The sequence below is a fragment of the Polaromonas sp. genome, from assembly GCF_013817205.1.
GTDB lineage: Bacteria > Pseudomonadota > Gammaproteobacteria > Burkholderiales > Burkholderiaceae_C > Polaromonas.
This window is the reverse complement of record NZ_JACDDD010000023.1, coordinates 15,272-36,279: the sequence shown is the minus strand read 5'-3', so window position 1 is coordinate 36,279 and position 21,008 is coordinate 15,272. Positions and strand designations below refer to the sequence as shown.

Annotated in this window: 20 protein-coding genes; 5 read left to right on the top strand and 15 right to left on the bottom strand. The window is 64.9% G+C overall.

The window, feature by feature from the left end; all coding sequences use genetic code 11:
* The 5 genes from H0W47_RS07550 to H0W47_RS07530 all read left to right on the top strand — a co-directional run bounded on the left by H0W47_RS07550 (position 1) and on the right by H0W47_RS07530 (position 4,876).
* Positions 1-513, top strand: a complete 513-nt coding sequence (locus H0W47_RS07550) for a chemotaxis protein CheW (protein WP_296922581.1) — start codon at positions 1-3, stop codon at positions 511-513.
* Positions 514-541: 28 nt separating this feature from the next.
* The gene (locus tag H0W47_RS07545) at positions 542-2,149 is read left to right on the top strand and encodes a methyl-accepting chemotaxis protein (RefSeq protein ID WP_296922580.1); all 1,608 of its coding nucleotides are present in this window, start codon (positions 542-544) and stop codon (positions 2,147-2,149) included.
* Positions 2,150-2,209: 60 nt separating this feature from the next.
* Positions 2,210-3,037, top strand: a complete 828-nt coding sequence (locus H0W47_RS07540; RefSeq protein ID WP_367265112.1) for a protein-glutamate O-methyltransferase CheR — start codon at positions 2,210-2,212, stop codon at positions 3,035-3,037.
* A gap of 190 nt (positions 3,038-3,227) precedes the next feature.
* The gene (gene cheD / locus H0W47_RS07535; RefSeq protein ID WP_296922579.1) at positions 3,228-3,830 is read left to right on the top strand and encodes a chemoreceptor glutamine deamidase CheD; all 603 of its coding nucleotides are present in this window, start codon (positions 3,228-3,230) and stop codon (positions 3,828-3,830) included.
* Positions 3,827-4,876 carry a chemotaxis response regulator protein-glutamate methylesterase gene (locus tag H0W47_RS07530; RefSeq protein WP_296922578.1) on the top strand — a complete coding sequence of 350 codons (1,050 nt, stop codon included), beginning with the start codon at positions 3,827-3,829 and terminating at the stop codon, positions 4,874-4,876. Before cheD ends, H0W47_RS07530 begins: the two co-directional genes overlap by 4 nt.
* Positions 4,877-5,042: 166 nt before the next feature.
* Here H0W47_RS07530 and H0W47_RS07525 read toward each other — a convergent pair whose 3' ends face one another.
* From H0W47_RS07525 to H0W47_RS07455, 15 genes are read right to left on the bottom strand one after another with little or no spacing between them, the layout of a single operon-like run.
* The gene (locus tag H0W47_RS07525) at positions 5,043-5,468 is read right to left on the bottom strand and encodes a potassium channel family protein (RefSeq protein ID WP_296922577.1); all 426 of its coding nucleotides are present in this window, start codon (positions 5,466-5,468) and stop codon (positions 5,043-5,045) included.
* Complete coding sequence (locus H0W47_RS07520) at positions 5,465-7,021, bottom strand: cobyric acid synthase (RefSeq protein WP_296922574.1); 1,557 nt, start codon at positions 7,019-7,021, stop codon at positions 5,465-5,467. The genes H0W47_RS07525 and H0W47_RS07520 overlap by 4 nt, the downstream gene beginning before the upstream one ends.
* Positions 7,018-8,034 (bottom strand): aminotransferase class I/II-fold pyridoxal phosphate-dependent enzyme, encoded by a 1,017-nt coding sequence (locus H0W47_RS07515; protein ID WP_296922572.1) that lies wholly within the window; start codon positions 8,032-8,034, stop codon positions 7,018-7,020. The genes H0W47_RS07520 and H0W47_RS07515 overlap by 4 nt, the downstream gene beginning before the upstream one ends.
* Positions 8,031-9,035: an adenosylcobinamide-phosphate synthase CbiB gene (gene cbiB, locus H0W47_RS07510; RefSeq protein WP_296922592.1), complete on the bottom strand. Its 1,005-nt coding sequence runs from the start codon at positions 9,033-9,035 to the stop codon at positions 8,031-8,033. The genes H0W47_RS07515 and cbiB overlap by 4 nt, the downstream gene beginning before the upstream one ends.
* Before the next feature lie 55 nt (positions 9,036-9,090).
* The gene (cobN, locus tag H0W47_RS07505; RefSeq protein ID WP_296922569.1) at positions 9,091-13,284 is read right to left on the bottom strand and encodes a cobaltochelatase subunit CobN; all 4,194 of its coding nucleotides are present in this window, start codon (positions 13,282-13,284) and stop codon (positions 9,091-9,093) included.
* Positions 13,281-13,637, bottom strand: a complete 357-nt coding sequence (locus H0W47_RS07500; protein WP_296922591.1) for a DUF2149 domain-containing protein — start codon at positions 13,635-13,637, stop codon at positions 13,281-13,283. The genes cobN and H0W47_RS07500 overlap by 4 nt, the downstream gene beginning before the upstream one ends.
* Positions 13,638-13,696: 59 nt before the next feature.
* A complete protein-coding gene (locus H0W47_RS07495) occupies positions 13,697-14,161 on the bottom strand; it encodes a MotA/TolQ/ExbB proton channel family protein (RefSeq protein ID WP_296922566.1) in 465 nt (154 codons plus the stop codon).
* A gap of 10 nt (positions 14,162-14,171) precedes the next feature.
* On the bottom strand, positions 14,172-14,882 hold the full coding sequence (gene bluB, locus H0W47_RS07490; protein WP_296922563.1) for a 5,6-dimethylbenzimidazole synthase: 711 nt from the start codon (positions 14,880-14,882) through the stop codon (positions 14,172-14,174).
* Between the two features lie 3 nt (positions 14,883-14,885).
* Positions 14,886-15,467 carry a cob(I)yrinic acid a,c-diamide adenosyltransferase gene (cobO, locus tag H0W47_RS07485; RefSeq protein ID WP_296922560.1) on the bottom strand — a complete coding sequence of 194 codons (582 nt, stop codon included), beginning with the start codon at positions 15,465-15,467 and terminating at the stop codon, positions 14,886-14,888.
* 17 nt (positions 15,468-15,484) lie between these two features.
* A complete protein-coding gene (locus H0W47_RS07480) occupies positions 15,485-16,276 on the bottom strand; it encodes an ABC transporter ATP-binding protein (protein WP_296922557.1) in 792 nt (263 codons plus the stop codon).
* On the bottom strand, positions 16,276-17,295 hold the full coding sequence (locus tag H0W47_RS07475; RefSeq protein ID WP_296922554.1) for an iron ABC transporter permease: 1,020 nt from the start codon (positions 17,293-17,295) through the stop codon (positions 16,276-16,278). Before H0W47_RS07475 ends, H0W47_RS07480 begins: the two co-directional genes overlap by 1 nt.
* Positions 17,292-18,158, bottom strand: coding sequence for an ABC transporter substrate-binding protein (locus tag H0W47_RS07470; protein ID WP_296922551.1), 867 nt, complete (start codon positions 18,156-18,158; stop codon positions 17,292-17,294). The genes H0W47_RS07475 and H0W47_RS07470 overlap by 4 nt, the downstream gene beginning before the upstream one ends.
* Positions 18,155-18,742: a bifunctional adenosylcobinamide kinase/adenosylcobinamide-phosphate guanylyltransferase gene (gene cobU, locus H0W47_RS07465; RefSeq protein ID WP_296922547.1), complete on the bottom strand. Its 588-nt coding sequence runs from the start codon at positions 18,740-18,742 to the stop codon at positions 18,155-18,157. The genes H0W47_RS07470 and cobU overlap by 4 nt, the downstream gene beginning before the upstream one ends.
* Complete coding sequence (locus H0W47_RS07460) at positions 18,739-19,668, bottom strand: ABC transporter substrate-binding protein (RefSeq protein ID WP_296922544.1); 930 nt, start codon at positions 19,666-19,668, stop codon at positions 18,739-18,741. Before H0W47_RS07460 ends, cobU begins: the two co-directional genes overlap by 4 nt.
* Positions 19,665-21,008: a cobyrinate a,c-diamide synthase gene (locus H0W47_RS07455; RefSeq protein WP_296922541.1), complete on the bottom strand. Its 1,344-nt coding sequence runs from the start codon at positions 21,006-21,008 to the stop codon at positions 19,665-19,667. The genes H0W47_RS07460 and H0W47_RS07455 overlap by 4 nt, the downstream gene beginning before the upstream one ends.

Sequence of the window (21,008 nt, the reverse complement as noted above, 5' to 3'; positions counted from 1 at the left end):
ATGCAAAACAGCTACCGCAGCTTATCGCCCTCGGGGGGACCAACGAAAGCGCAAGCGCCGGACATCGAGTTCCTTACCTTCCGCCTGGGGGAGGAAAGCTATGGGATCCACATCCTGAAGGTGCAGGAAATCCGAGTGTATGAGAAGCCCACGGTCATCGCGAACGCTCCTGCATTCATCAAGGGCGTCATTAACTTGCGCGGTGTGATCGTACCCATCCTGGACTTGCGCGTGAAGTTCCAGCTTCCCGAGGCGCGCTACGACGAGCTGACGTTGGTCATTGTGCTCAATGTGGCCTCACGTGTGGTCGCCGTGGTGGTGGACTCGGTGTCAGACGTGGTGTCGCTGGCGGCTGAGTTGATCCGCCCAGCACCTGAGTTCGCGTCGACCACCTTTGACGCGCGATACATCACCGGACTGGCCACTGTCGGCGATTCCATGCTCATCCTGCTCGATATCGAAAAGCTCATGACCAGCTCAGAGATGGCACTCGTCGAGGCAGCCTCGCACTAAACCGCACCCAACGTATGGGAGATTCATCATGAAAAAACAACATACCGCCGCATTCCTGCTCAACACCCTGATTCTTCTGCTGCTGCTGGGAGTCGCCGTCGCTGGTAGCTATTCCTATTACGTCATCGACCAGTCGCAGCGGCGCCTAGTGGAATCGCTTCAAATGGGGCGCGACTTCGCCGCCGCCTCGCTGGCGGCGCATGCCGCTGATGCAGCCGCTTTACGACTGGCCACTGAGCAGATCCCTGCTAGATCCGCCAGGACGGGTACACCCTCCTCGCAACTCTTGACGCCCACGCCCGAGCAGCATGTGGTTCGCAAGCACCTTGCCGAGGCACGCGCCGTCATGGAAAAATACAAGCTTGACGTCTCTGTTCTGGAAGCGGCTGCCAAGCAGGACCACGCCAAGTGGGTATCGGTGGCGCAGGCGGTCGACGGCATGATCGAGCAGGAAGTCGCGCGGGTCGCTCGAGAAGCGGATGCAGACAAGCGTCAGGCGGCCATGCTGCTGACCGCCATGGTCGTGATCGGGATGGTCACAGGTTGGCGGCTGCGTCGCGGGATCCACATGTCCAATCTGCGCCCTTTGCGAGGCGCAACGCAGCTCCTGGAGCGGGTTTCGGCCGGCGACCTGACGGCTCGAGCCGAGGGCATGGACCAACTGCACACACGAAAGCTGGCTACGGCGCTGGATGAAATGACCATTGGCTTGCGCGCGTTGATCTACGAAGTGATGAACAGCGCTCGCTCCTTCGCCGACACCAGTGCCCAGATCGCCCAGGGCAACCTGGACCTGTCACAACGCACCGAGGAGCAGGCAGGCACGTTGGAGGAAACGGCAAGTTCCATGGAAGAGCTCACCTCCACCGTGGCGCAGAACGCGGACAATGCGCGCCAGGCCAGCCAGCTTGCGGCCGCTGCATCAGACACTGCCCGCAAAGGCGGCGAAGTGGTGGACGGCGTCGTCGCGACCATGGACGAAATCCTGGATGCATCCAAGAAAATGTCCGAGATCATCAGTGTCATCGATGGTATTGCTTTCCAGACCAATATGCTGGCCCTCAATGCAGCCGTGGAGGCGGCGCGTGCCGGCGAACAAGGGCGCGGTTTTGCAGTGGTGGCAGCGGAGGTGCGTAGCCTGGCGCACCGCACGGCGGCGGCAGCCAAGGAGATCAAAGCCCTGATCGTGCACTCTGAACAGAAAGTCCAGGCCGGAAGTGCGCGGGTTGACGAAGCGGGCCACACGATGGTGGGCATCGTGTTGTCGTTCAAGGAGGTCAACGACCTGATCGCCGAGATCGCAGCGGCCAGTCAGGAGCAGAGCGCAGGTATCGGACAAGTGAACACCGCAGTAGCGCAGATGGAGCAGGTGGTGCAGCAAAACGCCTCGCTGGTCGAGGAAGCAACCGCCGCTACGGAGGCGATGAAGGAGCAGGCTGGCGCGTTGCTTCAGGCCGTGTCGCGCTTCAAGCTCGATGAAGATGCACTGGACGAGCAAGAGCCGCCTGCCCCCACGCCCGTTGTTGTTCGTGCGCCGACACCCCGGCCAGTCAGTCCCGTCGCGCCAATGCCCGTCGCAGAGATGCTGCCGTCCTCGCGCAAACCATCCGGTAGCGGACAATGGGAAGAGTTTTGAGACGCTCATGAGTAGCTTGGCCGCAGCAAAAACTGATTGCACTTCATCATCCATAGTTGAATGGCGCCAATGATTCCCGATGTCACGGCTCTGATGGGTGAAAGAGAGTTCACGCTTGTGAGGCGGTTGATCGCGGAATACGCCGGGATTAAAATCGGACCCCAAAAACGCTATATGGTGCACAACCGCCTGACGCGGCGGTTGCGTGCGCGGGGCATGGACAGTTTTTCGGACTACCTGAACCTGGTGCTAGACGACGTTTCGGGAGAGCGCGAGGCATTTGTCAACGCACTCACGACCAACCTCACCGCGTTCTTTCGCGAGCCGCATCACTTCGGATTGCTGCGCGCGCGGGCGCTGATCCATCGTGCGAATGAGCGGCGCCCCATGCGCGTGTGGAGCTCGGCTTGCTCTACGGGCGAGGAGGCCTGGTCCATCGCCATGACGTTGCGCGACGCTGAATGCCCGGCGGAAGTAGTGGGCAGCGACATAGACACCGATGCCCTTGACTACGCCAATGCGGGCTTGTACCCGCAGGACCGAGCGACCAGCCTCACACCTGCGCAATTGCGCGCACACTGGCTGCGCGGAGTCGGTGACAACCACGGCTGGATCAGCGTGCGGCCACAGTTGAGGCCCATGGTGAGCTTCATGCAGTTGAACCTCCAAGCACAACGCTGGCCAACCATGGAGCCCTTCGACGCGATCTTCTGCCGCAACGTCGTGATCTACTTCGACCGCGATGCACAACGACACCTGCTCACACGGTTTGCTACCGTACTGCGACCCAAGGGCTTGCTGGCGGTAGGCCATGCCGAAAGCTTCCCCGCCTCCTTGGCAGCGTTCCAGCCCTGCGGCCGCACTGCCTACGAATTCATACCTGGTTGAAACATATGGCTCTCCCGCTCTTCATTTCGGGTAACTCACGTGTGTGCAAAAAGCAGGACGTCCGCTGTAGGGCGGAGCAAGCCGACATTGAGCCTAAACCATGCATCCGCAGGGATAAAGCGTTCCAGCGCACGGTCGATGAGGAAAACCATCCGGCTTGGAGTCACCCCACAGCGGACGCCGCGCGTGCATGGTGATGGACACAGCGCCACTGGGCTACTTCGACCGCGAACTCAGGATTACCTCAGTGCGGGTGCTGCCTGGGCAGTACTACGCAACGCAAGGCGATGGCTCGATCTCAACAGTGCTTGGCTCCTGTGTCGCCACTTGCCTGTGGGACCCGGTTCGTCGTATCGGCGGCATGAACCATTTCATGCTTCCGGGTGAAGCTGCTGCACCCACGTCGCCGTGGGCCCTGTCAGCGCGATTCGGGATCAACGCCATGGAATTGCTGATAAACACCATGGTTCATCTGGGTGCAGACCGACGCCGCTTTGTAGCCAAGGTATTCGGCGGTGCCCGGGTCCTACAGGGATTCGAGAGGTTCGACGTGGGCGCACGCAACAGCGAATTTGTACTCAGCTTCTTGCGCGAGGAGGGTATTGAACTGTTGGGGCAGGACCTGCTTGGGGAGTGCCCGCGCAAGGTCCACTTTTTTCCTGCCACGGGCAAAGTCCAACTCAAACGCCTGAGCCTGCGCCAGGACGACCCGGTTCAGCGGCAGGAGCAAGCGTATCTTCAGGGCCTGTCGGGCCAATCGGGCAGTGGCGACGTCGAGATTTTTTCCAGATGATCAACGTTCTCGTCATCGATGATTCTGCCGTGATGCGGACCTTCCTGTCGCAGGTGATCAACGCGCAGCCCGACATGCGACTGGCAGGCGTGGTGTCGGACCCCTTACTGGCCATAGAGCGCATCCGCCGCACGGCGCCAGACGTCATCACGCTGGACGTGGAGATGCCTCGCATGAACGGCCTGGACTTCCTGCGCAAGCTGATGGCGGTGCGGCCGCTACCGGTGCTCATGATCTCCTCGCTGACCCAAGAGGGTGCTGACGCCACTTTTCGCGCGCTGGAACTGGGTGCCGTCGACTTTTTCCCCAAGCCGGCGTCACTGGACGAACTTGCGCGTGTGAGCCAGGACATCGCCGAGAAGATTCGTGCGGCAGCCCAGGCCCGTGTCGTGAGGGCATCCGCCGGTTCCCAACTCTTGCCGGCGCCTGCAGCCCCGCAGCGACCACGAGGCCGAATGGCCGTGGGTACCATCATCGGCATCGGCGCCTCGACCGGCGGGGTGGAGGCGCTCAGGGCGATCCTGACCGAACTCCCGGCGCAAATGCCACCGATACTTATGGCCCAACACATGCTGCCAGGATTCACCGAGACCTTCGCCCGCCGCCTCGACGCCATCAGCGCGTTGTCGGTCCGGCAGGCCTGCGACGGAGATGAGGCTGTTGAAGGCACTGTGTATGTGGCGCCGGGTGGACGTCATCTCCTGCTCGCGCGGGAATCGGGGCGCTATCTGCTACGTGTCACCGACGATGCTGCGGTAAACAGGCACCGTCCGTCCGTGGACGCTCTTTTCATGTCGATGGCGCGGACGGCGGGCGCCCAGGCCATCGGCCTCTTGATGACGGGCATGGGCGCAGATGGCGCCGAGGGGTTGCTGGCCATGCGGCATGCAGGTGCCATCACCCTTGCGCAGGACGAGGCGAGCAGCATCGTGTTCGGAATGCCGCGGCAGGCCATTGCGCTGGGGGCGGCGCAGGAGGTAATCGGGCTGACTCAAGTGGCGGCCCGGTTACGCGCATTGACGCAGCAGTCTTCCCCGGAGAATTGACGCAGACTACTGGGCAACATACCGACAATTCCGCAGTGCCTGGTACGCTGTTGGATGCCTCACATACAAGCAGTCGTTGATGACCTCGCCGCCGGTTCTGGCCTGCCGGATTTTGCCTCCCACGCCGAGGGCCCGCCGCCCCCCAAAAACCGAAATGGCAAAGGCGCTATTTTGAATCCCAGAACTTCTGCATCTCCACAAACAGGAAGGAGGCGGTCCAGGTGATCAGCACCAGCCCGGTCAGGGCTTCGATGCCGGTCAAAAAACGCATCTCGCCAATCGGCTGGATGTCACCAAAGCCCAGCGTGGTGAAGGTGGTGAAGGAGAAATAAACGCAGTCCATCAGACTGCCGTCGAAGTTGCCCGTCAGCCTGCCCCAGCCCTCGGCATGGTGCATCAGGTAATAGACGGCAGCAAACAGCCAGACCTCCACCGCGTGCGCCACCAGTGCGCCGCCCACGCCGAGCAGAAGCCGCGGCCGGTGTGGAATCTTGACGCGACGCAGCAGCACACTGAGCCGCAGCAGGAACTCGTAATGAATCACCACTGCCATCAACACCACGGCAAGATTCGCCGCAACAACCAGAATCATGGCGCAACCCTTCCGGCAATCAGTTCATTCAGTACGCTCGGCTCGAAGTGTCGGTCAATGTAGCCGGCCAGGCCCTCGAACACTGAGTCCAGCGTGGGGGTGCCCGCACCGAACAGTGCCTGCAGCACCGCCGGGTCTTCGAACAGCCCATGCAGGTAAACGCCCAGCACATTGCCCGCAGCGTTTTGCCAGCCCAGGCCCTCAGGCAGCACCGCCTGTGCCAGGTCACCGGCGGCAGCCATGGCGCTGTGCGGCGCGGTCTGGCCGTGGTGAATTTCATAACCCCGCACCATCACGCCCGACAGCGCCGACCAGGGCCCGCTCACCGCAGTAAAGCCCGCCTCGCGGTGCCGCACCGTCTTGGCCGGCTCGAACATCGTGACAACCGGCAACAGGCCCAGGCCCGGGCCATTGCCGTCGATGCCGTGAGTGTCAATCAGCGCTTCACCGAGCATCTGCAAACCGCCGCAGATACCGAGCACCGCGCCGCCGCGGCCGGCATGTTCGGCCACTGCGCGATCCAGCCCTTGGGCGCGCAGCCAGTCCAGGTCGCCGCTCGTGTGTTTGGAGCCGGGCAGGATGACCCAGTCGGCCGGCGACAGACCCGCGAGTTCTGACGGGCTGCGCACCCACTGGAGGCGAATGCCGGGAACGTTTTTAAGCGGCTGGAATTCGTCGAGGTTGCTGATGCGCGGGTAGGCAATCACCGCGATGGTTTTGGTAACGGTGCCAGTGGCGCGGCTGCTGGCGTCAAAGACTCCGTCTTCCTCGGGCAGGCCGTGCTGCCACCACATTGGCAGGGTCGCGACCGTCGGCACGCTGGTCAGGTTCTGCAGCATTTGCGGGCCGGGTGCAAGCAGGGTTGCATCGCCGCGGAACTTGTTGAGCACAAAACCCTTGATCAGTTTTTGCTCGGCGTTATCAAGCATGGCCCAAGTGCCGTACAGGTGCGCAAACGCACCGCCGCGATCAATGTCGGTGACCAGCAGGCAGGCCGCATGGGCGTGAAGGGCCACACGCATGTTAACGATGTCACTGTCCTTGAGGTTGATCTCGGCGGGCGAGCCCGCGCCTTCAATCACCACCACGTCGTTCTCGGCCATCAGCTCGTCGAGCGCCTGCGCGATCACCGGCCACACCGACGCGCTGCGGCCGCGCCAGGCCATACGCGACAGTTCCGTGTTGACCTGCCCCATCAGGATGACCTGGCTCTGCGTGTCTTTCTCGGGCTTGAGCAGCAGCGGGTTCATGCGCACCTCGGGCACGGCGCGGGCCGCCAGCGCCTGGAAATACTGCGCGCTGCCGATCTCGCCGCCAGGCACGCAATTTTCCGCCGGGCCGCCCCAAGGAAAATTAGCCCCCTCGGGGGGTAGCGTAGTACGCGAAGCGACAAGCGTGGGGGCTACGACTCTGGCGTTGTTGCTCATGTTCTGCGCCTTGAAAGGCGCGACCTTGAGGCCTTGGTTGGCGTAATAGCGGCACAGCGCGGTGGTCAGCCAGCTTTTGCCGGCGCCACTGGTGGTGCCCAGCACCATGATGGCCTTCGCCCTCATGCCGCAGCCCTCGCGATATCGGGCCATGCCTTGCGCAAGGCATCCTGCGCCGCTGGAGCCGCGACACTCAGGCGCACATGGCCGGGCAGGCCAAAGGAAGTGGTGTCACGCAGCTTGATACCCCTCGTCCGCAATGCCACCAGCGCCTCTGCCAGCGTGATTCCCGAAGGCAGGGCCGGCTGCGCGCTAAAGAAATTGGCCTCACTGGGCAGGCAGCCCCAGCCCAACGATTCGCACAATTGAAGCTGCGCGGCCTTCCATTCCCGCAGCACCGGCAAACTCGCGGCCAGCCAGGCCTGCACGTCGTGCCTGACCCAGGCCTGCAGCATGGCGACCCCGTGCGCGCCCACCGGCCAGGACGGCGCGAGTGCTTCAAGTTGCCTGACCGTGCCGTCCTGGCCGGTCGGTGCAATCACATAGGCTGCGCGCACACCGGTCAGGCCCAGGGCCTTGTTCGGCGTCCACAGTTGCCAGACGTTTTGCACCGCGCCGCCCGACCATGCCGACACACCGCTCAGGCGCAGGGGCTCGTAAGCACGGTCCAGCACGCACAGGGCATTCGTGTCTGCGCGACCGTCCGGCGCCGCGTCAGACTGACCCAGCGGGCTGGACGGGTCGCAGGCCCAGCGCAACTGCGCCCCATCTGGCGACGAGGCCAGCGGCAGCCCCCAGGCTGAAGCCGCCTGCGCATAGTCGCCGTAGCTGTAGCGCGGTAGCCAGACGGATGAAGCGCCGCGCTGCGCCGCCAGCGCCGTCACCCGAAACACAAACTCGCTGGCACTGCCGGCCACCAGCACACGCTCAGGCGCAACATCGTGAAAATTCGCCAGTTGGCGGCGCAACCGGGTGTAGCCGGCGTCGGGATACGCCGTGGCATCGGCCTGCTGCACCACAGCCAGCGCATCCGGGCACGGCCCGCAGGCATTGCTGTTGCTTGAAAAATCATGCAGGGGCACGCCGAACTGGTCAGGACCGCCGTGGTTGCGCGCACTCGCAAGCGGCAAAAAGCTCATTGCGAAATTCCCGGGAACAAGGTCAATGCTATTAAAAAGATAGCTGTCGTCGCCCACAGGACAAGGGCAAACACCGCTTTTGATGCATATTTCCGGGCCGAGGCGGTGTCAGCGGCTTCGGCCGGCCGGCCTGCGGCGTTGAGGGTGTACACCCCCGGCTTGCGCAGGCTGACACCCAGCGCCAGCGCCATGGCCGCCATTGGCCAGCCGCTGTTGGGCGACGGTGTCTTGGCGGCTTCCCAACGCAAGGCGCCCACCGGCAGGCCGCGCGCCACCAATGCCAGCAAACCAGCCGTCAGGCGCGCTGGCAACCAGGACAACACGTCATCGGCACGCGCCGCCCATTTGCCGGCCCACTCCCAGTGCTGCCCGCGGTGCATGCCGCGGTAGCCCCACATCGCGTCGGCGGTATTGGCAAAACGGTAGATGGCCGCGCCCGGCAGGCCGAACAGAACGAACCAGAACACCGGTGCCACCACCGAATCGTTGAGATTTTCGGCCAGTGACTCGATAGCGCTTTCTCGCACCTCGCTCTCGCTGAGCAGGGCGGTGTTGCGGCTGACCAGCCAGGCCAGCCGTGCACGCCCGGCTTCCACCGATTGCTGCAAGGCGGTCTCCACCGCACCGACCTCGTCATGCAGCATGCGCCAGGACAACATGCATTTGAGCAGCCATCCCATGAGCACTACCCACAGCATGGCAATGGCGGCCTTGTCCAGCCCCGGATTCAGCACCAGATGCGTGACCTGACGCAAGATCTGGGCCTGCAGCGCAAAAGTTAGGGCGCCCACAACCAGCACCCCGGCCAGCCAGGCCAGCGCGCCGCCGACAAAAGCCAGGGCCGGCGGACGGGCAGTGATCACATCCCCGCAGGCCTGCAGGTAACGGCCCATCAGGACGACAGGATGGACAACCGGTCTTGGTTCGCCCCAGCGCGCATCAATCGACAGGGCCAGCACCAGCACAAACACCATAACAATCGCCACACACACCGCGAGCATCCCGGGGCTTGGATCCAACTGGAAGAAGTTCCACGCTGTCAGCATCTGAGGCTCCCTATCCTCGATGACGCGAGGCCACGGCGACGCGGCCACGCCGTGCCTGCCGCCAGGCGCCCAGCGCCAGCAACAGCGCCGTGGCAAACAGCGCAAAGAGGGTGTCCACCACGGGCGTGGCTTTCGGCGCGGGCACGTCGGCCTGCGGTTCGAGTTTCAATCCCTGCACCGCCGCAGGCGATTTTGGGGCAAGCTGTGCATCTGTCACCTGGGCGAGGGGTTGCGGCGCGGCCGCAGTCGCGGGCTGCACAATCTGGCGCGTGGCTGCGGGCGGGACAGAACCGGCTTGCGCTTCAACAAAACGCCGCACCGCGGGATTGCTTTCGCGCAAACCGGTTGCCTTGAGTGCGTCCATGTACGCCTGCGCCAGCTCTTTTTTCGTCGCATCGTCGGGCCGCCAGTAATTGAGGCGCACTGCATCGAGCATGCGCTCCAGCGTCTGTGCGAAAGCCGCGCGGCTAACCCCGTTATGGCCTTCCAGCCACTGCCGTGTGCCCAGTTTGTACTGGTCGCGCACATACACGTTGTGCAGCGACTGCCAATGGTCCTGCCGCACCGTCTGTGGTGAGGTGACCTGCCAGCCCCAGAGAAACTGTGCCGTCTTGAGCACCTGCAGGGTGCCGCTGTAGCCTTCGGCCTTTTGCGCGTTGATCCATTGCGGATGCAGGTAACGGGTATGCATTTCCTTGGTCAGCGCGCTGGCCGCAGTTTCGGTCTTGACTTCTGTGGCGTCACGCAGATTCTGGACATAGAGGGAGGGGTCTTTGCCGGTCAGTTGACGCACCGCCTGCGATATGCCGCCAAGGTACTGGAAAGGATCATCGCTGGTCAGCATACCGTAGGTGTTGGAGGTACGGGACAACAAGGCGGTGTCGACCTGCCGGAGGTTGCCTGCATAGACAGCGCTGCGCAGCTTGTTGAGCACAGTCGATGACTCGCCGCCACTATCCGACTCGCCCAGCCCTTCGCCGTAGGCATGGCCCATGCGCGCCATGTACAGGCTGGCCATCTCTGCGTCGCCCCCGGCTCTGGCCGCAGTCTGCCAGAGGTCGGTGGCCTGCGCCGCATCGGCAAGGCCGGTGCCGTAGGCGCCCTGCTCGTTGGAGAAGACCCGTGCGGTGGACCAGCGCCGCGCCTGCGCTGCTGTGGCGCCGCCGGCCTGCATGGTTCGGGCGAGCGCCTCGGAGTTGCGCGCCACGAAGTTGTCGGCCTCGCGCAAGGCGGCCACTTGCTGCACGCCTTGATCGAGCCAGCGCATCACGGTCGGGAACTGGTCGCGGTAGGAGCCGGTCACGCTGAGCAGCACATCGAGCCGGGGTCGTTTGAGTTCGCTGGCCGGCACCGTATCCAGGCCGGTGACGCGGCCAGCGTCATCCCAGCGCGGGCGCAAACCCAGGGCGTGCAGGGCCTGGCTTTCCATCACGCCCTGATGGCGCATGGTTTCGCCGGCCCACAGGGTGAAGGCAATTTTTTGAGGCCACCGGCCCTTGTTGTCTGCGCGGTGCTGCGCCATCCAGGCATCGAAGGCGGCCACCCCGGTGTCCCAGGCCTGGCGTGTCGGCACGCGGCCGGGATCGAAGCCGTAGAGGTTGCGGCCCGTCGGCAGGCTGTCGGGGTTGCGCACCGGATCGCCGCCGTAACTGGCGGCCAGATGCCGGCCGTCCAGCGCTTTCAGAAAGCCGCTGATCTCTTCGTTGTTGGCCAGCGCGGCATCGAGCTGGATGGCGCGCTGCGCCAGTGCCAGCAGCACCTGCGGGTCCAGCAGCTTGGCTTCGGCGCGATTCGGCACCGAGGTCTTTGGATTCTTCGCGTCTTCGGCGCGCAGGTCCAGCCGGCTCGCGGCCTGCGGGTCTTTCAACGCGACCTGCAACCAGCGCGCGGGGCGCGACTGCATCAGGCGTGCGCCGTCGAGCAAAAAGACCTCGTCGATATCCTCACCGAGCGCCTCGATCAACGGCTTGCGCAGGGTCTGCAGCACGGTCAGCAGGCGGCGCTGTGCGTCCGGCACCTCGCCGAAGGCGGCCAGGCCCAGCGGCTGGGCGGCCTGCGCCAGGTCATCCATAAAGGGGTGCAGCACTTCCATGAATCCGGCAAAGTTGTTGCGGATTTTTTCCCGGCTCCACTTCAGGTCAAGATGGTAGTTGTGCTCGACAAAGTGGGTGATCAGGCGCGCTTCCAGCTCAGCCTTGACCGGCCCGGGGGCGACGGTTTCCCAGTCATGCATCAGGTCGTGCATCTCGTGCACCTGGGGGCGGAAACCGGCCGGTGAAAACATCGGCGTCGAGTGGCTGACCAGCACCGCGCGGCCGCGCCGCTTGGCGGTGAGTGCCTCGCCGAGGTTGTCCATGATGTAGGGGTAGATGTTGGGCATGTCGCCGAGGGCCAGCAGCGGATCGTCCTGCGCCGAGAGGCCGCGCTCCTTGCCCGGTGCCCATTCCAGCGTGCCATGTGTGCCCACATGCACCAGCGAATGGGCGCCGAACTGGGTGCGCAGCCAGAGGTAGGTGGCCAGGTAGTTGTGGCTGAGCGGCACCTGGGAGCGGTGGCCGATGCGTTTTTTGCGCTGCTCGGCTGAGCTTGACGCCGTGATCTCGTGGCGCAGCGGCTGCGGCAGGATCACTACCTCGCCCAGCTGCAGCCGCGGGATGATGAAGGCCGGCTGGCCTGCATCGGTCGCACGCAGCATGGCGGCCTTGTCGGCCGGCCCCCAGTAGTCCTCAATGCGCTTTTGTGTGGCCGGTGGCAGGCTGCGGAACCAGGTCAGGTAGCTGGCCAGCGGCAAGGCCTCGGCCAGCCCCTGCGCCAGCAGGCCCCGCACCAGCTCGGGCTTGTAAAACGCGGTCATGGTGGCCTGCACTTGGGGCGTGATCTGATCCGCCGTCGGCGCCTGGGTCTGGTAGCCGGCGGCTTTCATCGCGGCCAGCATGTTATGCAGGCTTTTCGGCACGTTCAGGAAGGACGCGCCCACATTGCCCTCACCCAGCGGATAGTTGTAGACCATCATCGCCACGCGGCGCTGCGCCGGTGGCGTCTGCTGCAGGCGCACCAGGGCGGCGGCCTTGTCGGCCACGGCGTTGATCTGGCCGGCGATAGGCAGCAGCGAGCCGCTGGTCGTGTCGCGCGCCGTGATCAGCATGGCATCGACCATGCCCGACAACTCGCTGGGCGTGTAGTAGTAGGACACATCGCTGAGCGCCAGCCCGTCGCGGCTCTGCGCCCATTCGGGCGGGTTCATCGCCAGCGCCGGCATGGTCTGCAGCACCGGCACGCCGATCCGCTCGAGCTCGGCCTTGCGCCCGGTCGGGTTGAAGACCAGCGCGGCATTGATGATGAGGTCGGCAACACGCCGCTGGCCCGCCGGCTCAGTGATGTGGGTGGCCTGATAGAACAGGTCTTGTTGCTGGCGCGGCCCGTAAAACGCGTAGGCGCGCAGCCCGCGCTGCTCCAGCGCGGCGATCAGGCTGTCCAGCCAGCCGGTGTCGGCACCGGTAAAAACGGCGTTGTTGACGGCGATTGCTACTGTTTTGGGAGCTGCTTGCGCCCGTCCCATAAGGGCTCGAGGCATATTTGATGCTGAAAACGGCAGCTGATCGAGCTCCGATGCCTGGCTCTGCATTTGCGGCCAACGCGGGTGGTAAAAGCCTGCCAGAGGCAACTGCACAGCAACTGGCAGGGCCGCAGCGTCGGGCGTGCCGGCCAGCGACTGCTTCAGGGCGCTCATGGCCAAAGCGATGTTGGCCGCACCGCCAAAGCGCCAGTACTCGCGCAGGCGCTGTGCCCAGGCGCTGTCCACGCCGCGCTCGGCGGCCAGGGGCGCAGCGGCCACGGGCTGCTTGTTCGCCACGGCGGCAAACTCGCCCACCAGCACATACGGGGTATCGCCCTTGTCCAGGATGTCGCCGAAGCGGGCGGCCGTGTTTTGCGCCACGCTGCTGTGCGGAGCATCAATCACCAGCAAGCGCGCACCGCGCAACGCCTGGGCCAATGCCTCTGGCGTGCCTTGTTCGGCCGACAGCGTGGTCAGGGGCACCCCGGCCTGCCGCGCCCCGGCCACGAGTTGCGCCAGCCGCGACGGCGTGACCACGTAGGTGGTCAGCAACACCACATGCAGCTGGGTAGTTTGGGCCGCAGCCCCCGCTGCCCCGAGCAACAGCAGCAACAGCACGCTGGCCAGCAGGCGACGCACCAGCGTCATGGCCGCGCCCCCTGAGCCTGCGCGCCGTCGGGCACGACCGGGACGACCGGGACGACCGGCACGTACACCATGGTGCCGTCCTTCATGCGGTAGGCGGTACCGGCTTTTTCACCATCGCCCTCGCCCGAGGCACCGCTGGCCTTGAAGCGGGTGAGCTTCTGGCCGTCCTTGGTGATGATTTCCATGTCGGGCTGGCCTTCGTTGCGGATGATGGTCAGCTTGTCATTAGCGAACGGGTTGAGCGGGTTGTTGATCACCGCAATCAGCAGCATGCCAATGACGACCAGAAACACGTCGATCAGGTTGATGGTGGAGAGCACCGGGTCGTCGTCGTCCTCGTCAAGAATGCGCATGCGCGGCCTGGCGGCTGCCACTCTTGTGACTGGCTTGGGCGAAGCGCTGCCGGGCGGGCTCATGCGGTCTGCCCGTCCAGCACCGCCAGCATTTCCGCGAGCAGCCAGCGCCGGCGCACGCTGTACACCACAAAGGTGATCGATGCTGCGACGAGCGCCACGATCACCGCCGCAAAAGCAGGCGCCAGGTTTTGCGCCACGCCCTGCGACTGGCCCGAAGCCACCGCGACCAGCGCCGGGCCCATGGGGATCATGGTCGCCACCAGTCCCAACATGGGCGCGACGCGGCTGCACAGCCGCAAACCTTCAAGCTCCTTGAGTACCGCCAGTTCCAGCGCTTCGGCCGAGGCGTCGCTAAGCCGGTTCAGCAGCAGCAGCCGATCGGGCTGGCGTCGTCGCCGCAGCCACTCCACGCCGAAGGCGCCCAGGGACATCACCGCATAGGCAAATACGGCGAACACCAACAGGGTGACCGGCCAGAGAAACATCTGGGCGAGCTGGAACAGGGCATTTTCAAAAGGCATGGCGTGGCTTTCAATGGGGCGGGAGTGAATCATGAAGAGAACCGGCAACGGGCGAAAGCGGAGCACCCGGGCCCCAGCCATCCTCAAAGACCAGGTCAGACAAGGCAGTGCGGCGCGCCCATTTTTCAGCTTGCAGCATGGGCTGGTCGTAAAAATCGGCAACGGGGCCCAGACACAGCACGGCAACAGGCTTGCTGCCCTCGGGCATCTGCAGCAACTGGCCAAGCCTGAGCGGGCAGAAAATCGACACCCAGCCCATGCCCAGCCCTTCGGCGCGGGCAGCCAGCCACAGGTTCTGGATTGCGCAGGCCGCAGAAGCCAGGTCCATCTCGGGCAGCGTACGCCTTCCAAATACATGGGCCTCACGCCCTGGCGGCAAGGCCACAACCAGCACCTCGGCGGCGTCGAGCACGCCCTGCACCTTGAGCTTCATGAAGTCATCCTGCCGCTCGCCCAGCGCTTGCGCGGTCAGCACGCGTTCCTGCTCGATCAGCGCATGCACCTCCTGGCGCAAAGCGCTGTTGCGCACACGGATAAAGCGCCAGGGCTGCATGAAACCGACGCTGGGCGCGTGGTGGGCAGCCGACAGCAGGCGCGCCAGCAACTCGTCAGCGACCGTGCCGCCGCAAAAATGGCGCATGTCGCGCCGCTCGTAAATCGCGCGGTACACCGCCTGCCGTTCCGGCAGGCTGAAGGCGTGGTCCGGCAACTGGGGCGTCACGCCTCAGTCCTCGATGCCGCGCTGCGCCGGAATGCCGGCGTTGAAGGCGTGTTTGACTTTGGTCATTTCAGTCACCGTGTCGGCGAGCTCGATGAGCTCCGGCGGGCAACGCCGGCCGGTGATGACTACGTGCACATCCCTGGGCCTGTCCTTCAGAGTCTGCAACACATCGTCGAGCGGCATCCAGCCGTAAATCAGCGGATAGGTCAGCTCGTCCAGCACCACCATGAAGTTTTCACCGCCCAGGATGGCGGCCTTGGCTTTCTGCCAGCCATCACGCGCGAGCTGGGCCGAGTGTTCCAGGTCCTGGCTTTTCCAGCTGAAGCCGTCGCCAAGGCCTTCGATGGGAATGCCGAGCTGCTCAAACATGCGGTGTTCGCCGAAACGCGCACTCGGCACTTTCATGAACTGGAAGATCTTCACGGCCTTGCCATGCACGTGGTGGCGGCCGTGGGCACGAAGTGCCAGGCCGAAGGCGGCCGTGCTTTTGCCCTTGCCGTCACCGGTGTTGACGATAACCAGGCCGCGGCGTTCGCCCTCGGGTTTGTCGTAGCGTTTTTCAGTGGGGGGCGTCTCGATTTGCATGGGGTGTCTTTCAGCTTTCAGATTCGGGGCACGGCCAGCCACTGGCCAGCCAACGGGTGCACGGCGATGCGCTGCGCAAACACGCTTTCCAGCGCGCGGTGGGTGGCCGGGTCAGCGCAGGCGCCCTGGTGCATGACACGGCCGTCGGCCATCACCACCAGTTCATCGGCCTGCAGCGCGAACGAGATCTCATGCAGCACGCTGACCACGGTTTTTCCCTGCGCCACCAGCGCGCGGGCCATCAGCAGCCAGTCGGCCTGGTGTGGCGGGTCCAGGTTGGCCAGCGGCTCGTCCATCAACAACATCTGCGCCTCGACCGCCAGCGCCCGCGCCAGCAGCACGCGCTGACGCTCACCGCCAGAGAGCTGGCCGAGGGCGCGCTCGCGCCAGTCCCAGGCGTGGGTCGCGCGCAGCGCACGCTCGACAGCGGCGTGGTCCTGCGCGCTGGGCGGCGCCAGCCAGGCCTGGTGCGGCAAGCGGCCCAGCATGGCAACGTCCCAGGCCGTCAGGTCGTCGGGCGAGCTTTCGTTCTGGCCCAGCCATGACAGCTGCTGCGCGCGCTCGCGGGCAGGCAACTCGGCCAGGGGCCGTCCGAGCAGGGTGATGCTTCCACTGCAGGGCAGCAGCCCCGCCAGCACCTTTAGCAGGGTGGACTTGCCGGCGCCATTGGGCCCAACAATGCTGGTCCAGCGAGCTGCCGGCACGGCCAGCGACACATCGTGCAATATCTCGGTATTTCCGAGTCTGGCCCTTACCCCGCTTGCGTGCACAGCTACTGAATTGATAGCAATTGGAGATATTCCCGACATCAGATGCCCCCTCCCCTTGCGCTGCTTCGGTGCATCAGCCACAGCAGGTAACCGCCACCGAGCACGGCGGTCAACACGCCGACCGGCAACTCCTGCGGCGCAATCAACCAGCGTGCCAGGATGTCGGCGGCCATCAACAACACCGCGCCCATCAGGGTGGCGAGCACAATCAGCCGACCGTGGGTGGTCTTGACCACCGAGCGCACCAGATGCGGCGCAGCCAGGCCGACAAAGGCCACCAACCCGGTCTGCGCCACCGCCGTGCCGGTGGCCAGCGCCAGCACCGCAACCAGCGCCGCGCGCATTTGCGGCAGCTTCAGGCCCAGGCTTTGTGCAGTGGCTTCACCGAGCGCCAGCCCGTCGAGCACATGGCTCATCATCCAGGCCGCCAGCAAACTGGCAAGCAGCGCGCCCGCCATTACGGCGCAGGCGGTCCAGCCGACAAAGGCGGTGCTGCCCAGCATGAAGGACTGCATGGCCTGCATGATGTCCGGGGTCATCAGCAGGATCAGCGAGCTGAGCGCCCCCAGCACCACGCCCACAATCACGCCGGCCAGCAACAGGCGCAGGGTGTGCTGCACGCCCTTGGCCAGCAACAGGGTCAGCAGCACCGCCAGCACAGCACCGACAAAAGCGGCCCCGGTCAGCCCGATGCGCGCGACCCAGTGCGTGGCCAGCGGTGACACACCGAACAGCGCCATGGCCAGCGCCACGCCCAGCGAGGCGCCGGATGCGCTGCCCAGCAGGTAAGGATCGGCCAGCGGGTTGCGAAACAGGCCTTGCGCCACGGCGCCGGCCAGCCCCAGCAGCGCGCCGGCCAGCCAGGCGCCGACGGTGCGTGGCAGACGGATCTCCCAGACAATCTGGAGGGCCTGCGCATCGCGACCCATGGCCCGCACACTTTCGAAGCCGGTGCTGCCCACGCTGACGCCCAACAGCAACAACAAGCCCGTGGCCAGCAGCAAGCCGCCGGCCAGCCACAGCGCCCTGCGGTTCTGCGCGCTGCGCTGCGGGCTCATCGCGCCTGCTCTTCCAGGCAGCGGGCCATCAGGCGCGCGGCCTCGGCCATGCGTGGACCGGGCCGCACCACCACGTCGGACTCGTCCACGCCGAAGACACAGATGCGCTTGTCGCGCACGGCCTTGATGCTGGCCCATCCCGGGTAAGGCACCATGGCCTGCATGCTGCGGTTGCCAATCATGATCACGTCCGGGTTGGCGCGCACCACAAACTCGGGGTTGAGCTTGGGGAAAGGTCCCAGCGCAGCCGGCACCACATTTTTGACGCCCAGCCTTTTCAGGGTTTCACCGATAAAAGACGACTCACCGGCGGCATATGGGCCCCGGCTGACTTCGAAGTACACCCGCGTGTCGCGCGCCTTCGGCGACAGCGACTGCGCCGCCGCTGACACGCTGGCATCAATGACGCGCCACAAGCGCGCGGCGCCAAGCTCTTCCGGCACCTCCAGCAGCACACCCAGCACCGACAACACGCGGCGCACGTCAGCATGGCTTTTGGGCTCCAGTGCCACCACCTTGATGCCCAGCGACTCAAGCCGCTGGCTGGCGCGTGATGAGACGGACAGCAGAACCACGTCGGGCCGGAGCGCCACGATGCCCTCGATGTTCGGGTCCAGCCCGCCCCCCATGACCGGCAGGCTGCGCACGCTCACCGGATGGTTGGAGAAACGGTCCACGCCGACAATGCGCTGGCACTGCCCGAGCGCGCACACACTTTCGGTCAGCGAAGGCAGCAGACTGACGATGCGCTGCGGGCTCTGGGTGAAGCTGATGGCCGCCCCCCGGTCATCGACCACTTGAAGCGCCTGCGCCGGCAGCCAGCAAGCGATGCCGGCCAGCAGCAACAACATCAGGCGTTTCATGGGGAGCCCTTGAGCGTCAGTGGCAACCCGGCCGCCATGAAGGTGACGCGCTCGCAGGCGGCAGCTACCTCCTGGTTGAGCCGCCCCAACGCGTCGACAAAGTCGCGGGTCTCGCGGCCCATCGGAATAACGCCCAACCCGATCTCGTTGCCGACCAGCACCAGCGGGCCGGTGCAATTCTGTATTGCTATCAAAACCATAGCTGTCTGCGCTTGTGGCTCGGGGGCTGGAAGGCTATTTTGCTGTGAACTCCCGGCCGGCATGAGGAGATTGGTCAGCCACAGTGTCAGGCAATCAACAACGATCAGCGTCTGCGCGTTGCTGTTCTGCGTGATCGCCTGTGCCAGGTTCAGCGGCTCCTCCACCGTGGTCATGCCCGGCACACGTTCGGCTCGGTCCTGCCGGTGGCGCGCGATACGTTCACGCATTTCCGCATCCCAGGGCTGTGCGGTGGCGATCAGCAGCGCCCGGTGCTCAGGTGCAGCGTCCAGCCATTGCCGCGCCAGCATCTCGGCACGGCGCGACTTGCCGCTGCGCTGGCCGCCGAGGATCAATTCGCTGCGGGCTATGTGAGGGGTATTCATGGGGCGGACCCCGCGCCGCCGGGCCGCCCCAAGGCGCGGACGGCCCCCTCGGGGGGCAGCGACGACACGCCAGTGCCGAGCGTGGGGGTCATGTTCCAGCTCATGATCAGCCGGTGGATCTGCTCGACTCCATCGGTGAGTGCCGCTGGCCCGGGCTGCAGGATGTCGGCGGACTTGATCTCGAACAGCTGCCGGTGTTTGACGGCGTTGACGCCCTCCCAGCCGGCCCGGCCCAACACGTGATCGGGGCGGAACTTGCGACCGCACCAGGAACCGAAAACGATGTCGGGGTTGCGCCGCACGATTTCTGCGCCGTCGCCAATGATGCGGTCCTTGCCCATGGGCTGCGACGCCAGCTCGGGGAAAATATCGTCGCCCCCAGCAATGCCGATCAGCTCCGTCACCCAGGCGATGGCGCTAATGTGCGGGTCGTACCACTCCTCGAAAAACACGCGCGGCCGGCGCTTGAGCGCCGACGCCGCCAGTTCAATCTCAAGCAGCCGGCCTTGCATGCCCGCGATCAGTTCCAGGCCGCGCGACTCCTGCCCGACCATGGCGGCAAGCTGGTACAGCATAGAGAAAATTTCGGCCACGCTGCGCTGGTTGAAGATGGTGACGGCGATGCCCTTTTTGATGAGCTGCGAAGCGATGTCGGCCTGAAGGTCGGAAAAGCCGATCACGCAATCGGGTTGCAACTCGACAATTTTGTCGATCTTCGCGTTCAGAAAGGCGCTGACTTTCGGTTTTTCGGCGCGCGCACGCGGTGGCCGCACCGTGTAGCCCGAGATGCCGACGATGCGCCGCTCTTCACCGAGCAGGTACAGCCACTCGGTCGGCTCTTCGGTCAGGCAGACGATGCGTTGTGGTCCATAGGCGGACCTGTTTGTACCTGATGCCAGCGCGCGCCAGTCCGTGGATGCGGTCATAGCCTCTCCTTGATGAACAGCGCCGCAGCAGCTGCCGGGTTGGAAGGAAACCAGGCGTGAAAGTAGCTGGCCTTGACCTTGCGGTCAGGGCCAGCCACATACAGCGCCTCACCCTGGCCGCGCAGCTTGCGCCCCGGCGCGGCTTCAGTGCGGGCCGCAGGGGCCAGCGAAGTCTCGCACGTCGAGTAGTGGAAGGTGTGGCCGCGCAGGGTGCCACCAGCCATTGTCAATTGTTGGGGACCGAGGGCCGCAAGTTTTTTTTGCATACTTGCGCGGCCCGGCAATATGGCCCACATCGCGAAGCGGCTGTCATCGATGGTTTGCAACTCACCGAACAGCGCCATCATGCCGCCGCACTCGGCCCAGACCGGCTTGCCGGCAGCCACATGGCTGGCGACGGCGGCTTTCATGGCGCTGTTTTCCGCCAGCGCTGCCGCATGCAGTTCGGGGTAACCGCCGGGCAGCCACAGCGCGTCACAATCAGGCAAGGCGGTATCGCGCAAGGGCGAGAAAAACACCACGTGGGCGCCCAGCGCCCGCAGGCAGTCCAGGTTGGCTGCATAAATAAAACAGAAGGCTGCGTCGCGTGCAACGGCAACTGTCACGCCCTGCAGCAGCTGAGGCGTTTCAGGCGCCGCATCATCCGGCCCGGGAAAGCCCACCGCCCAGGCCTGCAACGCGTTCGTATCCATTTGCCCCAGCTTTGTGGCAGCGAGTGCGTCGGCAGCGGCATCCAGCCTGGCCATGGCATCGTCCATCTCGCCGGACATCACCAGACCCAAATGCCGTTCGGGCAAATTGAAGGCCGGGCTGCGCATCAGCGCCCCTTGCCATTGCGCCGGATCACGCAGGCTCTCCTCCAGCATGGCCGCGTGACCTTCCGACGCGACCCGGTTGGCCAGCACCCCGGCAAAACGCAGGCCGTCTCGGTAGGACTGCAGTCCCCAGGCCAGGGCGCCGAAAGTGCCAGCCATCGCGCCGGCGTCGATCACCGTCAGTACCGGCAAACTGAAGTGCTGTGCCAGGTCGGCAGCGCTGGGCAGGCCGTCAAACAGGCCCATCACGCCTTCGACAATGATCAGATCCGCTTCCTGTGCGGCTTCATGCAGTCGTCGCGCGCAATCGGCTTCGCCGGTCATCCACAAATCGAGCTGATGCACTGGTGCGGCGCTGGCCAGCGCCAGCCAGTGCGGATCCAGAAAATCCGGCCCGCACTTGAACACCCGCACGCGCCGGCCCTGACGGGCGTGAAGGCGCGCCAGCGCACACGCGACCGTGGTTTTGCCCTGGCCGGAGGCCGGGGCAGCGATCAGGATGGCGGGGCAGCGGACTGAGGGCAT